The following is a 14,151-nucleotide window of genomic DNA, read 5'->3' on the forward strand; positions in this document are numbered from 1 at the left end:
GTCCCCCCGGAGGTCCGAACGCCGGAGAGGCGACCGGCGGGCGGTCCGTCACATCGCCGTCAGCAGTCCCGTCCAGTAGACCGTGCCCGTGCAGGCGTTGCTCACCGTGGTCGTGGCCGAGCTCGACCCCGTGGACGCCGTGTACGTCACCGCCACGCTGCCGTCGGTGGTGCCGTCCTCCCTGACCAGCTGGGTTGTCGTACCGCTGTCCGTGCCGGTGGAGGTACCGCTCGTGGTGGTCGGGGGGTCGCTGGGGGACGGGTCGGACGAGGGGCCTCCGGTGCCGCCGCCCGTCTCCTCGCCCGGGGCGGGACAGGGCTGGGAGGGCACCCAGGCGAACCGCACCTCGTAGGCCGCGCCCGGCTTGAGGACCAGTTGCGCCGCTTCCAGGGACGGGTCGGGCAGCCCGGCCGCCGCGTCGCCCGCCACGTGCCGCATCGATCCCACCGCGGCGGGATCGGCGGCGCCCTGCGGGGTCGCGCCGACGACACCCGGGCCGTCGACGGTACAGCTCGCGCCGGAGACGTTGGTGACGCGGAAGGAGCCGTAGACCGCGCCCGTGGAGTCGGGGGCGGCGGTGCTCGCGGCCGCCGGGCCCAGCTCGGCGGCGGTGCAGGCGGGTACGCCGGACGCGGTGCCGGCCGAGGGGCCGGCGCCCTCGGTCGTCCCCGAGCCGGAAGAGGTGCTTGCGCCCTCCTCCTTGTCCTTGTCCTTCTTGTCGCCCTTGCCGCTGCCCTCGACCTCGTCGGAGGGGCCGCCCGTGGTGCTCTCGCCGCCGTCGGTGCCCTTGCCCGAGCCGGTGCCGCCCTGGGCCTGCGAGGCGTGGCCGACGGCGGACGGGTTGGCGTCGGGGCCGCCGGTGGAGGAGACGTGGACCAGGGCGGGCACGGCGGTGCCGAGGAAGAGCGCGGCGGCGGCCGCGCCGACGAGCGCCTGGCGCTTGCGCGCGCGGCGGGCGGGGACGGCTCTGCGCAGGTAGTCCAGGGTGCCGTCGCTCGGTTCCACCTCGCGCACCGCCTGATGCAGCAGGGTGCGCAGTTCCAGCTCGTCCGGGTCGAGCCCGTCGGGGCTCTGTTCGTCCAGGCCGTGGTTCACAGTTCCGTTCCCAGCGTGCGTGTGCTTCGGCTCCTGCTCGCGCGGCGTCACGAGCGCGTGCAGCCGCGTGCCGTGCGGCCCCGTGCCGTACGGCCGTGCCGGTCCCTCGGGCTCGTCCCCCGACCCGGCGGCGGACGCGCCCCGGGATCCGGGCGCGGGCGAGGCCCCGTCGTGCGCGGACTCCGTCCCGGGCCCGTCCGTGGCCCCCGCCGCCTCTCCCGGCGCGGACGCGGTCCCGCCCTCCCGCGCGGGCCCCGGCGCAGGTGAGGCCCCGCTCTCCGGCTCGAAGCCCGGCGCGGATGGGCCCCCGTACTCGGAACCCGACGCGGACGAGCCCTCGTTCCCCGGCTCGAAGCCCGACGCGGACGAGCCCCCGTTCCCGGAACCCGACGCGGACGAGCCCCCGTTCCCGGAACCCGACGCGGACGAGCCCCCGTTCTCCGGCTCGGAACTCGGCGCAGGCGAGGCCATCGCCCCGCCGCCGGGCTCCCGCGCGGCGTCCGGGGAGCGCGGGCCCTGCGGCTCGCGCTCCTCGCGCCGCGCGTCGTTGCCGTCGCTCATGCCGGGGCCTCCATGGCCAGGCGCAGCGCCGCGATCCCGCGTGAGCCGTACGCCTTCACCGAGCCCAGCGAGATGCCGAGCGTCTCGGCGACCTGGGCCTCGGTCATGTCCGCGAAGTAGCGCAGCACCAGCACCTCGCGCTGCCGGCGCTGGAGCCCTTTCATCGCCTGGATGAGGGAGTCCCGCTCCAGCTGGTCGTAGGCGCCCTCCTCCGCGCTCGCCATGTCGGGCATGGGCTTGGAGAGCAGCTTGAGGCCGAGGATGCGGCGGCGCAGCGCGGAGCGCGAGAGGTTGACGACCGTCTGACGCAGGTACGCCAGGGTCTTCTCGGGGTCGCGGACGCGTTTGCGGGCCGAGTGGACTCGGATGAACGCCTCCTGGACGACGTCCTCGCAGGAGGCGGTGTCGTCGAGGAGGAGCGCCGCGAGGCCCAGCAGCGAGCGGTAGTGCGCGCGGTAGGTCTCGGTGAGGTGGTCGACCGTGGTGCCGGCCGCCACGAGGTCGTCGGCGCCGTCACGCTGACCGGGAATGCGGGCGGGGCGCGCTGCGGGCATGGGCGCGATCACCGGCATGCCGCCGGACGCGCCGGGCATGCGGGGTCGGAGTGCCTGGCGGGGCGGCCGGAGGGCCGGGCCACGCGGCGCTGTGAAGTCGAGTACCTCAGCCACGCCAGTTGGACACGCTTCCCCCGGTAAGGGTTGTACGTGCCGGGCGTCACTTCTGCGGCGGCCGGTGCGACCGGCCGCCCGCCCGCGTCAGGCAGCACCGCCGGCAGCACCTCGTATGCCTTCATGCGTCCCGCTCTTCCCCTGTGTCCCATGTGAACGGGCGTCCCCACGCCCGGCTCCAGGCGTCCCCACGCCCGGAAGGCATCGTCCCCGCGCCCCCAAAGGGTGACCGCAAAGACGCTCCCCGCCCCCCGCTTGGTTGCGGGGGGCGGGGAGGTGAATCCTCGTGCCGTGCTCGTGCTGTGCTCGTTGTCGTGCCCGCGCCCGTGCCATCCTCAGCTGCCGGACCGGCACGTTCAAGCCTCGGTTGCCCGGTCGGCACGTTCGAGCGCGCCCGGAGGAACGGAATCACGACTCCTCCACAGATCCTACAAATGATTCCTTCGTGATCCAGAACTTTTCAGCGCTCGGCCACGAGCAGTTCGGCGATCTGCGCGGTGTTGAGGGCCGCGCCCTTGCGCAGGTTGTCCCCGCACACGAAGAGCTCCAGGGCCGTGGGGTCGTCCAGGGCCCGCCGTACCCGTCCGACCCACGTCGGGTCGGTGCCGACCACGTCGGCCGGGGTGGGGAACTCGCCCGCGGCCGGATTGTCGAACAGCACCACACCGGGGGCGGTGGCGAGGATCTCGCGCGCCTTGTCGACGGTGACCTCGCCCTCGAAGCGGGCGTGCACGGTGAGGGAGTGCGTGGTGACCACGGGGACGCGGACGCAGGTGACCGCCACGGGCAGCGCGGGCAGGCCCAGGATCTTGCGGGACTCGTCCCGGACCTTCATCTCCTCCGAGGACCAGCCGTCCTCGCGCAGCGACCCGGCCCACGGCACGACGTTCAGCGCGACCGGCTCCGGGAACGGCCCGGTGTTGTCGCCGACGGCCCGCCGTACGTCACCGGGGCTGGTCCCCAGTTCCGTACCGGCGACCAGCGACAGCTGCTCGCGCAGGGTGCGCACGCCCGCGTGCCCGGCGCCGCTGACCGCCTGGTACGAGGAGACGACCAGCTCGCGCAGGCCGAACTCGGCGTGCAGCGCACCCAGCGCGACGATCATCGACAGGGTGGTGCAGTTCGGGTTGGCGACGATCCCGCGCGGGCGCGTCCGCACGGCGTGCGGGTTGACCTCGGGAACGACGAGCGGCACGTCCGGGTCCATGCGGAAGGCGCCGGAGTTGTCGACCACCACCGCGCCGCGCGCGGCGGCGAGCGGCGCCCACCGCTCGGCGACCTCGTCGGGGACGTCGAACAGGGCGATGTCGACCCCGTCGAAGGCTTCCTCGGTGAGCGCGACGACCTCGGTCTCCTCACCGCGCACGGCCAGCTTGCGGCCGGCCGAGCGCGGGGAGGCGATCAGTCGGATCTCGCCCCAGACGTCCGCCCGCTGGGACAGGATCTGGAGCATGACCGTGCCGACGGCACCGGTCGCGCCCACGACCGCGAGCGTCGGCCGTCCCGTCCGTCCGGCCTCTGCGGGCCGTGCGGTGTGGGCCATCAGCGGCCGGTGCCTCCGTAGACGACGGCCTCGTCGCTGTCGGAGTCGAGACCGAAGGCGGAGTGCACGGCGCGCACGGCCTCCGGGACGTCGTCCTTGCGGGTGACGACCGAGATGCGGATCTCGGAGGTCGAGATCAGCTCGATGTTCACGCCGGCGTCGCTGAGCGCGGTGAAGAAGTCGGCGGTGACGCCCGGGTTGGTCTTCATACCGGCGCCGACCAGCGAGATCTTGCCGATCTGGTCGTCGTAGCGCAGGGAGTCGAAGCCGATGGCGCCCTTGTTCTTCTCCAGGGCGTCGATGGCCTTGCGGCCCTCGGTCTTCGGCAGCGTGAAGGAGATGTCGGTCAGGCCCGTGGAGGCGGCGGACACGTTCTGCACGACCATGTCGATGTTGATCTCGGCATCGGCGATCGTGCGGAAGATCGCGGCGGCCTCGCCGGGCTTGTCCGGCACTCCGACGACCGTGACCTTGGCCTCGGAGGTGTCGTGCGCGACACCGGAGATGAGAGCCTGCTCCACCTGCTTGTCCCCTTGCTTCATCGGCTCGCTGCTGACCCACGTGCCCTGGAGTCCGCTGAAGGACGAGCGGACGTGGATCGGGATGTTGTACCGGCGGGCGTACTCCACGCAGCGGTGGAGCAGCACCTTGGACCCGGAGGCCGCCAGTTCGAGCATGTCCTCGAACGCGATCCAGTCGATCTTCCGGGCCTTCTTCACCACGCGCGGGTCGGCGGTGAACACACCGTCGACGTCCGTGTAGATCTCGCACACCTCGGCGTCGAGCGCGGCGGCGAGGGCGACGGCGGTGGTGTCGGAGCCGCCGCGGCCGAGCGTGGTGATGTCCTTGGTGTCCTGGCTGACGCCCTGGAAACCGGCGACGATGGCGATGTTGCCCTCGTCCACCGAGGCCTTGATCCGGCCCGGCGTGACATCGATGATGCGGGCTTTGTTGTGGACCGAGTCGGTGATGACACCTGCCTGGCTGCCGGTGAAGCTCTGGGCGTTGTGGCCCAGGTTCTTGATCGCCATGGCCAGCAGGGCCATGGAGATCCGCTCTCCGGCGGTCAGCAGCATGTCGAGCTCGCGCCCGGCAGGGATCGGGGAAACCTGCTCGGCGAGATCGATCAGCTCGTCCGTCGTGTCGCCCATCGCGGAAACCACGGCGACCACCTGGTGGCCGTTCTTCTTGGCTTCCACGATCCGCTTGGCGACGCGCTTGATGCCTTCGGCATCGGCTACGGAGGAGCCTCCGTACTTCTGCACGACAAGGCCCACGTGCGCTCCTCGCTCAGTCCGTCGTTTTCCACGGTCCGTACACATGTGTGCAGGGCGTGGTCGGCTGTCAGTCTATCGACCGTCCGAAAATCCCCTTGGTGATATCGCATGGTGAGATCCGGTCGCTCGCGCTGGGGCTCATGCCCATCCAGGCGCCAGGCACTCGGAAAAGCGACCCGTGTCACATTCCCGGGAGTCCTCCGCCGACCGGTCCGCCAACCCCCGCCTGCCTGTTGCGGCACTCCGCTCGCCACGGCCCCGCGATGCGCATGAACATGCCATCGCCACCCCCGCCCCCCGAGAGAGGTGTTGCCCCGTGCGCAGATCGACAGCAGTCCGGCGAGGGCCCGCCGCGACAACAGCGGCCCGGCGACGGCTCGCCGCGGCGGCCTGTGCCCTGGCGGCCGCCGCCGGCATGGTGCTCTCCGGCGCCTCCCCGGCCGCCGCAGCCGACTACTACTACGAACTCCCCTACCCGGCCGGCGAGGCCTACCAGGTCACCCAGGGCCCGGAGGGCACCTACTCGCACACCGGCCCCTACAACGAGTACGCCTGGGACTTCGGCCTCCCCGCGAACTACGAGGTGTCCGCCGCACAGGGCGGCACGATCATCGTCTCCGGCTGGTCCCCGTACTGGCAGAACGGCATCGAGGTGATCATCCGGCACTCCAACGGCCAGTGCACCCACTACGCGCACCTGAACCGCGCGCTCTACAACCCCGGCACCTGGGTCCCGCAGGGCCGGGTCGTCGGCTGGTCGGGCAGCACGGGCGCGTCGACCGGGCCGCACCTGCACTTCCAGGTGATCGACTGCAACAGCCGGGTCGGCATCCCCGCGACGCTTCAGGGCTGGACGCCGCCCACCGGGTCCTGGCCGGTCAGCGTCAACGCGTACGCCTGACACCCGGCGCACGCCTGACACACGCGTGCGCGCCCGCTCCCACGGCCGGGAGCGGGCGCGCACGGACGGCCGCGAGGGCTCAGTGGGCCCGGCGGATGCCGAGCGGCTCCCCGATCTCCTCCGCCATGACCTTGCCGGCCTCGAACTCCAAGGTGTCGTCGCCCATGCCCTGGTCGGTGTCGAGGCCGTCCAGCTCGGCCAGCGGCTGGTTCAGCCGGACGTGCGCGACGACCGACTGCAGGGCGCGCAGGGTGGCCGACGCCGTGGAGCCCCAGTTGGAGAAGTAGGAGAACTGCCACCACCACAGCGCCTCCGAGGTGCGGCCGGCGCGGTAGTGGACCATGCCGTGGCGGAGGTCGGTGATGACGTCGGTGAGGTCGTCGGAGATCCGGGCCGGCACGGGCGCCTTGCGCGGCTCGTAGGGGTCGAAGACCTCGGAGTAGACGTCGACCGGTTCGAGCAGCCGGGCGAGGTTCTCGCGCAGCTGGTCGACGTCGGCCTCCGGGCCCGGGTCGGGCTCGTAGCGCTCGTCGGGCACGATGTCCTCGTGGGCGCCCAGCCGGCCGCCGGCCAGCAGCAGCTGGGAGACCTCCAGGAGGAGGAAGGGGACCGCCGAGTCCGGCTCGTCACCCTTGGCGACCTCCGTGACGGCGACCAGGAAGCTCTCGATCTGATCCGCGATCTGGACCGCGAAGTCGTCGGGGTTCCGGTCGGTCGCGTGCAGCGTGGCGTCAGACATCTAGGAGTCGTCTCCCCTCGAAGGCGCGGCCGAGGGTGACCTCGTCCGCGTATTCCAGATCGCCGCCCACCGGGAGGCCACTGGCCAGGCGGGTGACCTTGAGTCCCATGGGCTTGATCATGCGGGCGAGGTACGTCGCCGTGGCCTCGCCTTCGAGATTCGGGTCCGTGGCCAGGATCAGCTCGGTGACCGTGCCGTCGGCGAGCCGGGCCAGCAGTTCCCTGATGCGCAGGTCGTCGGGGCCGACGCCGTCGATCGGGCTGATCGCGCCGCCCAGCACGTGGTAGCGGCCCCGGAACTCCCGGGTGCGCTCGATGGCCACGACGTCCTTGGGCTCCTCCACGACGCAGATGACCGCGGGGTCGCGGCGGGCGTCGCGGCAGATGCCGCACTGCTCCTCCTGCGCGACGTTGCCGCACGTCGCACAGAAGCGGACCTTCGCCTTGACCTCCATCAGCGCGTGCGCGAGGCGGCGTACGTCCGCCGGTTCCGCCTGAAGGATGTGGAAGGCGATCCGCTGCGCGCTCTTGGGACCGACGCCGGGCAGCCGCCCCAGCTCGTCGATGAGGTCCTGGACCACGCCTTCGTACAACGGACTGCCGTCCTTCCCGGTGTTCCTTCAGTACGTACGGTACGGGGCCGCGGCCCCTGAGAGAAAGGTCAGAAAGGCAGGCCGGGGATGCCGCCGCCGCCCAGCCCCTGGGCCAGCGGGCCGAGCTTCTGCTGCTGGAGCGCCTGGGCGTTCTCGTTGGCCGCCTGGACCGCCGCGACGACCAGGTCGGCGAGGGTCTCGGTGTCCTCCGGGTCGACCGCCTTCGGGTCGATCCGCAGGGCGCGCAGTTCGCCGGAGCCGGTGACGGTGGCCTTCACCAGTCCGCCGCCCGCCTGGCCCTCGACCTCCGTGCGCGCCAGTTCCTCCTGCGCCCTGGCCAGGTCCTGCTGCATCTTCTGGGCCTGCTGGAGCAGTTGCTGCATGTTGGGCTGGCCACCACCGGGGATCACGAATCAAGCTCCTTGGTCGGTCGTTCCGTGGGCCCGCCGGTCCGCGCGCCCGTCGGGGCCTGCGGGTCCGTCGGGTCCGTCGGGTCCGTCGGGTCCGTCGGGTCCGTCGGGTCCGTCGGGTCCGTCGGTCCGGGTTTCCCGTTCGGCACGAGCCTACGTGGTCGGGGCAGCCGTCGCCCCGGCACTCTTTCGAGTGAGTCACGGTGAAGGCCCTATACCTGATCAGCGCCACTTTTCGGGCGAAAAAGAGCGCGAACCCCCGACGCCGCCACCCATTGGGCGGTAGGAAGGGGTCCGGCGCCGGGTACGCGGCGTCACACTTCACGCACGGACAGTCGCCGGGAACAGCAGGGGTCAGTTCAGTAGGGAGATACCGGGTGGGTCAGCCGGAGATGCAGCCCGAGGGTCGGCCTCAGGACGGGCGGGGCGAGGGGGCGGCCGGGCTGCGGCCGGGCGATCCGGCCGGGCGGGAGTTCCCGCTCGGGGACTGGGGCGAGCCGGCGGTCCGGCTGGACGAGTTGTACCGGTGGGTGGAGCGGGGCGCTCTGGACACGGCCGCCTGGTACCTCGCGGACCGGATGTGGAAGCGGCGCTGCGCGTGGGCGCTGCGGACCGGGGCGGCCGTGGGCGTGCTGACCGGGGCGGCGCTGCCGCTGGTCGATCTGACCGGGCTGGCCGACGGGGCGACGCCGTGGGGGTATCTGGCGCTGCTGCTCGCGGCGGCCTGTGTGGCCGGTGACCGGTTCTTCGGGCTGACGTCCGGCTGGATGCGGGACATGGCGACGGCGCAGGCCGTGCACCGGCGGCTCCAGGCGTTCCAGTTCGACTGGGCCTCGGAGTGCGTGCGCGAGGTGCTGGGCCCGGCGGAGGGCACGGCGAGCGAGGCGGCCGAGCGGTGCCTGACGGTGCTGCGGCGGTTCTCCGAGGACGTGACGGAACTGGTGCGGGTCGAGACGGCCGACTGGATGGTGGAGTTCCGCAGCGGGGGCGCGCCGCTGGGTGTGCACACGGCGATGGCGGGCGCCGGGCGTGCCGAGGGCGCACTGCCGCACGGCCGCTTCCCCACCCCGCCGGGACCGGCCCGCCCGAACATGCCGCGCCAGCGCCCACCGGAGCCACGGTGACCCGACACGCCACCGCCGGTCCCGCCCACCGGGGCCGCGCGTAGCGGCCGGTCCCGCGGGGCCGCGTGTAACGGCCGGTCCCGCCCACCGGGGCCGCGGTGAGCCGCGCGTAACAGCCGGTCCCGCCCGCCGGGGCACCGCCCATGACAGCCGGTCCCGCCCACCCAAGCCGTGGTGAGCCGCGCGTAACAGCCGGTCCCGCCCGCCGGGGCACCGCCCATGACAGCCGCTCCCGCCCGGCGAAGCCGCGGTGACTCGCGGGTGACAGCCGGTCCCGCGGGGCCGCGCGTAACGGCCGGTCCCGCCCACCGGGGCCTCGGTGAGCCGTGTGTCACGGCCGGTCGCGGCCGCACAGCCGCTGTCCCGTCGGCGCCCAGCACGGCAGGTGGCCGTGGGTGCGGATCACCTCCTGGCCGGTGCCGCGCGTGAGGTACTCCAGGAAGCTCGACGTCAGCGAGTCGGCCGGCGGCTGACCGTAGGTGTAGGCGTACTCGATCTCCCGGTACGGGTAGGAGCTGCGGCCCTTCTCGATGGCGTCGACGGACGGGGGCTCGCCGTCCAGGTCCAGCCGGTGCAGGCCCTGCGCGCGGGTGGCGAGGTTGTGCTCGCTGTAGCCGATCGCGCCGGGGATCTCGGCGACGGCGTCCAGCACCTGTTCGGTGGAGTCGAGTTCGCAGCGGATGACGGGAGCGGTCGGGTCGTCCTTGTGCAGGCAGTCCACGGAGGAGTGGGCGATCTCGCCGCGGCCCAGCACCCGCCGCTGGAAGACCTGCCGGGTGCCCGAGTTGGCGTCCCGGCTGACCAGGTGCACCGGCAGGTCGGAGCCGCCGAGTTCGCTCCAGTTGGCGATCTCGCCCCGGTACAGCCGCCGTACGTCCGTCGTCGACAGGTTCGTCAGGCCCACCGCCTCGTTCACCACCAGCGAGAACACCGACACCGCCACCCGGGTTTCGCGCAGTCCGGACAGGCCGCTCGGCCGGGGCCCGTCCGACAGGGCCAGCACCGGCGGCGTACCGTCGTCCTCCTCCGCCCCGGCCGCCGCGAGGTCCCGTATCCCGGCCGTCGAACCGTGCGGGTCGACCTCGATGTGCGGGTCGTGCTCCTCGCAGTCCTCCATGTACTGGCCGGCGGCCTGTCTCAGCACCGGTTCGAAGGCCGTGGAGCCGGTGAGGGTCAGGGTGCCGCCGCGGCAGCCGATCGGGGGCCGGTCCTGGAGGACGACGATCACCGCGAGCCCGATCACGCACAGCGTGAGCGTGATGGTGATCAGCCGGGCGGCGCGGCTGAACAGCGGAGCCTTCTCGTCCGGGGTGGCGCTGCGGTTGCGGTGCAGCTCGCCCTCGCTCAGGTCGCCGCTGACCTGGACCTCGTCGTCCCCGTTCCCGCCGGAGAGCAGCACCAGCAGCTTGTAGTAGGCGCCCCGGTTCAGCGGGACGCGCGGCAGGCGCAGGGTGCCGCCGTGGTAGCCGAAGCCGCGTTCCCGGGTGAAGTGTTCGAGGAGGTGGCTGGTGGCGGAGGGCTGGGTGACCGAGACGCCGAGGATGGTGCGGTCGCCGAACTCGACGGTCAGGCCGTGGTTTCCGGGGCCCTGGTAGTCGCCGGGGCCGATGGTCTGCGAGCCGTCGTTCTCGATGCGCAGCAGCACCATGCGGGCGTGCGTCATGCCGGGCGCCGAGTCGAACCAGCCGTCCCGCCGGCTGGTGCGGCTGGTCTGCCGGCCGTCGCCGATCGGCGTGTCCAACTGCACCCGGTAGCCGATCCGTTTGCGGCGCGGGACCCGCCGCTCGTACCAGACCATGACGGCGGAGGCGACGATGCCGAGGAACGCCGTCGCCACGGCCACCAGGTTCTCCGCGCTCAGCCACTGCATGGTGCCCCCGCACGCCCGCACGTTCCGACCGGATGGCCACCGTACGGCTGTACGACGGTGGAATCGGCGGTCGTCCACCGGAGTTCACCGGCGTTCGCCCAACGTTCAACCTTCCAGCGTGCCGAGGAACTTGTCGCCCCTGCGTTGTGGGACTTGGCTGCCCCGGAGGTCAGTCCCGCCGGTACGTGAGCTGTTCGCCGTTGCCGGTGTTCACGCGTTTCAGGGAGCCGTCGGGCAGCAGGGTGATCTCGCTGGCGGAGCCGGGGGTGCAGGCGCTGCGCGGCTGTCCGACCGTGACGGTGGACGGGCCGATCACCAGACGGGTCCCGGATCCGTGGACGGCGGTGAGGTCGGCCTCGAAGACGCAGTGGTAGGTGCCGTTCCCGGTGGGCCCGTCGGCGACCAGGGACAGCACGGTGTCGCCGACCTCGCCCTGCTGGACGGTCAGCCGGCGGCTGTGTTCACCACTGGCGTTGTCGATGGTGGTGGACCAGCTGCCGAGGAAGTCCGCCGGGACCGTCCCGTCGGCCGGCGCGGAACTGTCCGGCCCGCCGGTTTCGGACGGCTGGTCGGTGCCGGGCGCGGCGGGGGCGGTGCTGTGCGGTGTGCCGCTGGGCGACGGGGGTGCGGTGGGGTCGTCGGAGGCCAGGGTGTCGCCGCCGCTCATCAGCGCGTACACGGTGCCGCCCGCGGCGAGCGCCACGACCAGCGCGATCACCACGAGCAGCGCGGTGGACCGGCCGTCCCGGCGCGGCTCGGGCGGCGGCGGGTAACCGGGGGCCGGCCCGAACGGCGGTGGCCCGTACGGCGGCGTCTGCCCGGGGCCGTGGCCGTGGTACGGGTAGCCGTAGGCGGGCGGCTGCGGGTGTCCGTACGGGCCGGGGGCCGGGCCGGGCGGCGGGGCCGGGGTGTTCGGGCCGGCGACCACGGTGGGCAGGTGGTTGGCGCCGGGCTGTCCCGGCGGGGGCGGGGCCGGGGTGCCGGGGGGTGCGGCGGGCGGCGGGGGCGCGGCGGAGTCGTCGGCGGCGCGGGCGTGTTCGGGTGGGGCGGCCGGCGGTGCGCCCGGGGGCGGGGCCGCGGGGGTGGGTGACGGGGCGGTGGGGGTGGGGTGCTGCGGTGTCCGGGGGTCCTCCGTGTCGAGCAACCGCACGGCGTGGCGGCCGAGTTGGGCGACCAGGGCGCCGGGCAGCCAGGGGTCGCGGGAGCGGCCGTCGGCGACGGTGTCCTCCGCGCCGGTACGCTCCAGGACCTGGTCGAGGGTGGGCCGTGCCGCCGGGTCCTTGCGCAGGCAGTCGCGCACGAGGTCGGCGAGGCCCTCGGGCACGCCGTCCAGGACGGGTTCCTCCTGGGCGATGCGGAACATCAGGGCGTGCACCCCGCTGTTGGCCGCGCCGAAGGGCAGCGCGCCGGTCGCCGCGTAGGCGAGGACCGAGCCGAGGCAGAACACGTCGCAGGCGGGCGTGATGCGGTCGCCGCGCACCTGCTCGGGCGCCATGAAGCCGGGCGAGCCGACGAGCGCGCCGGTGCGGGTGAGCCCGCCGTCGGTCACCGTCTCCAGGGCCCGCGCGATCCCGAAGTCGATGACGCGCGGCCCGTCGATGGTGACGAGCACGTTGGACGGCTTGAGGTCCCGGTGGATGATGCCGGCGGCGTGGATGTCCTTGAGCGCGTGCGCCAGACCGGCGGCGAGGATGCGCACGGACCGCTCGGGCAGCGCACCGTGGTCGTGTCCGACGACCTGCTGGAGGCTGGGTCCGGCGACGTAGCCGGTGGCGACCCAGGGCACGGCGGCCTCGGTGTCCGCGTCCAGCACGGGCGCCGTCCAGTCGCCGCCGACCTGCCGTGCGGCCCGCACCTCCTGGCGGAAGCGCGCCCGGAACTCCTCCTGCCGGGCCAGTTCCCCGCGCACCAGCTTCACGGCGACGGTGCGTCCCCGGTCGGACCGGGCGAGGTAGACCTGCCCCATGCCGCCGGCCCCGAGCCGCGCCAGCAGGGTGTACCCGCCGATGCGCGGCGGATCCCCGGCCCCGAGCTTCTCCATCGCCGCGCCGCCTTCCCCCCGCAGTGAGCAACAGATCGAGGATAGTGCGGGGCACGGACAGCGTGAGCTGGGTGTCGTCTACGGTTCCGTAACAGGCGGGCCGAGCGTGTCGAGCACCGCCGACAGGCGCTCCAACGCCTCCACCGCCCGGGCGAGTTCGGCCCGTCCCTCCGCGGTGCCGTACGCCTCCTCGTACGCCCTGGCCAGCCGTTCGGCGAAGGCCGCGTGGCCGGGGTCGATGCGGCTGATCGCGGCGCGGCCCTCGGCGGTCGGGGCGAGGAGTTTGGCGCGGCGGTGCGCGGGGTTGGGCCGGTACTCGGCGAGGCCGCGCCGCACCAGCAGGTCGGCGACGCGCTGCACGCTCTGCCGGGTGATGCCCATGGCCCGGGCGATCCCGGAAACCGGAAGCGGCTCGCGGAGGACCGCGCCGAGCACCTGCCACCAGGCGGCGGTGAGTCCGGCGGGCCGGGCCAGTTCCTCGGCGACCGCGAGGAACCGGCCGTTCAGCCGGAACGCGCCGAGCGCGCCCCGGCTGAGCAGGTCCTGGTGGTCCCGGCTCATCCGGCCACGGCCTTCTCGTACTCGGCGTACGCCTGCGGGTCGGAGTCGTGGAACAGGCGGTACCACGCGTCGTTCGCCCGCTCGTCGTGGACGCCGAGCAGCCGGAAGATCTCGCGGGCGAAGGCGACCGGCTCGGTGGGCCCGGCGGTGACGAGGACGCCGTCGGTGACCGCGTCCGCCTCCACGTAGCGCTCGCCGCCCGCGTAGCCCGTGGCGGCCAGGTGGAAGGAGACGGCGCCGGTGTGCGCGCGGTCGTCGAGGAGGCCCTCGCGGGCCAGGCCCGCGGTGGCGCCGCAGATCGCGGCGACGGGCACCCCGGCGTCGAGGAAGGCGCGGGCGGTGCGGGCGAAGGGGGCGAGGTCGTCGCCGGTGTCCCACAGGTCGGCGCCCGGGAGGATCAGCAGGGAGCTGTCCTCGGGCCGCAGGCCGTCCAGGGCGAGGTCGGGCAGGATCCGCAGGCCGCCGGTGCTGGTGACGGGCGCCGTGGTGGGGCCGACGGTGCGGACCGGGTAGCCGGCGCGGGCCAGGTGGGCGGTCGCGTGGCCGGTCTCCCAGTCGGCCAGCGTGTCGTACACGGCGAGGTGGACGGGCTTGTGCGTCATGACCGCTCCTTGGGATGGGCAGACCGAACCCTTGTGACAGCAGCCTGTCATTTATGCAGCATGCTGTCAATGCTTCGGCGTTGCCGCGGTGAGCAGGCCACCGGCGGGCGCCGGTCGACAACGTGTCGCGGAATGCGGTCGACCGCAGACAGGCCGCCGATGTCGCG

13 protein-coding genes are annotated in these 14,151 nt (G+C 73.4%); 2 read left to right on the top strand and 11 right to left on the bottom strand.

What is annotated here, in order from left to right; translation table 11 throughout:
• Nucleotides 1-48 precede the first annotated feature (48 nt).
• The 4 genes from FGW31_RS15880 to FGW31_RS15895 form a co-directional block, all read right to left on the bottom strand.
• Entirely contained in the window at nucleotides 49-1,095 is a 1,047-nt protein-coding gene (locus FGW31_RS15880; RefSeq protein ID WP_142194066.1) for a hypothetical protein, read from the bottom strand.
• Nucleotides 1,096-1,652: 557 nt separating this feature from the next.
• Nucleotides 1,653-2,249: a SigE family RNA polymerase sigma factor gene (locus tag FGW31_RS15885; protein ID WP_182675249.1), complete on the bottom strand. Its 597-nt coding sequence runs from the start codon at nucleotides 2,247-2,249 to the stop codon at nucleotides 1,653-1,655.
• Between the two features lie 535 nt (nucleotides 2,250-2,784).
• Nucleotides 2,785-3,867, bottom strand: a complete 1,083-nt coding sequence (locus tag FGW31_RS15890; RefSeq protein WP_142194067.1) for an aspartate-semialdehyde dehydrogenase — start codon at nucleotides 3,865-3,867, stop codon at nucleotides 2,785-2,787.
• Nucleotides 3,867-5,144, bottom strand: coding sequence for an aspartate kinase (locus FGW31_RS15895; protein WP_142194068.1), 1,278 nt, complete (start codon nucleotides 5,142-5,144; stop codon nucleotides 3,867-3,869). Before FGW31_RS15895 ends, FGW31_RS15890 begins: the two co-directional genes overlap by 1 nt.
• A 316-nt stretch (nucleotides 5,145-5,460) precedes the next feature.
• Between FGW31_RS15895 and FGW31_RS15900 the strand changes: the two genes are divergently transcribed.
• Nucleotides 5,461-6,045 (top strand): M23 family metallopeptidase, encoded by a 585-nt coding sequence (locus FGW31_RS15900; RefSeq protein ID WP_233452495.1) that lies wholly within the window; start codon nucleotides 5,461-5,463, stop codon nucleotides 6,043-6,045.
• Between the two features lie 79 nt (nucleotides 6,046-6,124).
• On the opposite strand, the gene FGW31_RS15905 is transcribed toward FGW31_RS15900, so the two are convergent.
• From FGW31_RS15905 to FGW31_RS15915, 3 genes are all read right to left on the bottom strand, one after another.
• The gene (locus FGW31_RS15905; RefSeq protein WP_142194069.1) at nucleotides 6,125-6,784 is read right to left on the bottom strand and encodes a DUF5063 domain-containing protein; all 660 of its coding nucleotides are present in this window, start codon (nucleotides 6,782-6,784) and stop codon (nucleotides 6,125-6,127) included.
• On the bottom strand, nucleotides 6,777-7,376 hold the full coding sequence (gene recR / locus FGW31_RS15910) for a recombination mediator RecR (protein WP_142194070.1): 600 nt from the start codon (nucleotides 7,374-7,376) through the stop codon (nucleotides 6,777-6,779). The genes FGW31_RS15905 and recR overlap by 8 nt, the downstream gene beginning before the upstream one ends.
• Nucleotides 7,377-7,444: 68 nt before the next feature.
• Nucleotides 7,445-7,786, bottom strand: a complete 342-nt coding sequence (locus tag FGW31_RS15915) for a YbaB/EbfC family nucleoid-associated protein (protein ID WP_142194071.1) — start codon at nucleotides 7,784-7,786, stop codon at nucleotides 7,445-7,447.
• 377 nt (nucleotides 7,787-8,163) lie between these two features.
• On the opposite strand from FGW31_RS15915, the gene FGW31_RS15920 reads away from it, so the two are divergent.
• Nucleotides 8,164-8,910 carry an SLATT domain-containing protein gene (locus FGW31_RS15920; RefSeq protein ID WP_142194072.1) on the top strand — a complete coding sequence of 249 codons (747 nt, stop codon included), beginning with the start codon at nucleotides 8,164-8,166 and terminating at the stop codon, nucleotides 8,908-8,910.
• A gap of 331 nt (nucleotides 8,911-9,241) precedes the next feature.
• On the opposite strand, the gene FGW31_RS15925 is transcribed toward FGW31_RS15920, so the two are convergent.
• From FGW31_RS15925 to FGW31_RS15940, 4 genes are all read right to left on the bottom strand, one after another.
• A complete protein-coding gene (locus tag FGW31_RS15925) occupies nucleotides 9,242-10,780 on the bottom strand; it encodes a substrate-binding domain-containing protein (protein ID WP_142194073.1) in 1,539 nt (512 codons plus the stop codon).
• A 169-nt stretch (nucleotides 10,781-10,949) separates the two neighbouring features.
• Nucleotides 10,950-12,821, bottom strand: a complete 1,872-nt coding sequence (locus tag FGW31_RS15930; protein WP_142194074.1) for a serine/threonine-protein kinase — start codon at nucleotides 12,819-12,821, stop codon at nucleotides 10,950-10,952.
• Between the two features lie 78 nt (nucleotides 12,822-12,899).
• Complete coding sequence (locus tag FGW31_RS15935) at nucleotides 12,900-13,382, bottom strand: MarR family winged helix-turn-helix transcriptional regulator (RefSeq protein WP_142194075.1); 483 nt, start codon at nucleotides 13,380-13,382, stop codon at nucleotides 12,900-12,902.
• Complete coding sequence (locus FGW31_RS15940; protein ID WP_142194076.1) at nucleotides 13,379-13,984, bottom strand: type 1 glutamine amidotransferase family protein; 606 nt, start codon at nucleotides 13,982-13,984, stop codon at nucleotides 13,379-13,381. The genes FGW31_RS15935 and FGW31_RS15940 overlap by 4 nt, the downstream gene beginning before the upstream one ends.
• Between the last annotated feature and the right edge of the window lie 167 nt (nucleotides 13,985-14,151).

The organism is Streptomyces calvus (assembly GCF_006782915.1).
Lineage (GTDB): Bacteria > Actinomycetota > Actinomycetes > Streptomycetales > Streptomycetaceae > Streptomyces > Streptomyces calvus.

Excerpts from the sequence above, each read along its gene's own strand:
- FGW31_RS15885 (WP_182675249.1), bottom strand. The coding sequence starts at position 2,249 with ATGCCCGGCGCGTCCGGCGGCATGCCGGTGATCGCGCCCATGCCCGCA.
- FGW31_RS15890 (WP_142194067.1), bottom strand. The coding sequence starts at position 3,867 with ATGGCCCACACCGCACGGCCCGCAGAGGCCGGACGGACGGGACGGCCG.
- FGW31_RS15905 (WP_142194069.1), bottom strand. The coding sequence starts at position 6,784 with ATGTCTGACGCCACGCTGCACGCGACCGACCGGAACCCCGACGACTTC.
- FGW31_RS15925 (WP_142194073.1), bottom strand. The coding sequence starts at position 10,780 with ATGCAGTGGCTGAGCGCGGAGAACCTGGTGGCCGTGGCGACGGCGTTC.
- FGW31_RS15930 (WP_142194074.1), bottom strand. The coding sequence starts at position 12,821 with ATGGAGAAGCTCGGGGCCGGGGATCCGCCGCGCATCGGCGGGTACACC.
- FGW31_RS15935 (WP_142194075.1), bottom strand. The coding sequence starts at position 13,382 with ATGAGCCGGGACCACCAGGACCTGCTCAGCCGGGGCGCGCTCGGCGCG.
- FGW31_RS15940 (WP_142194076.1), bottom strand. The coding sequence starts at position 13,984 with ATGACGCACAAGCCCGTCCACCTCGCCGTGTACGACACGCTGGCCGAC.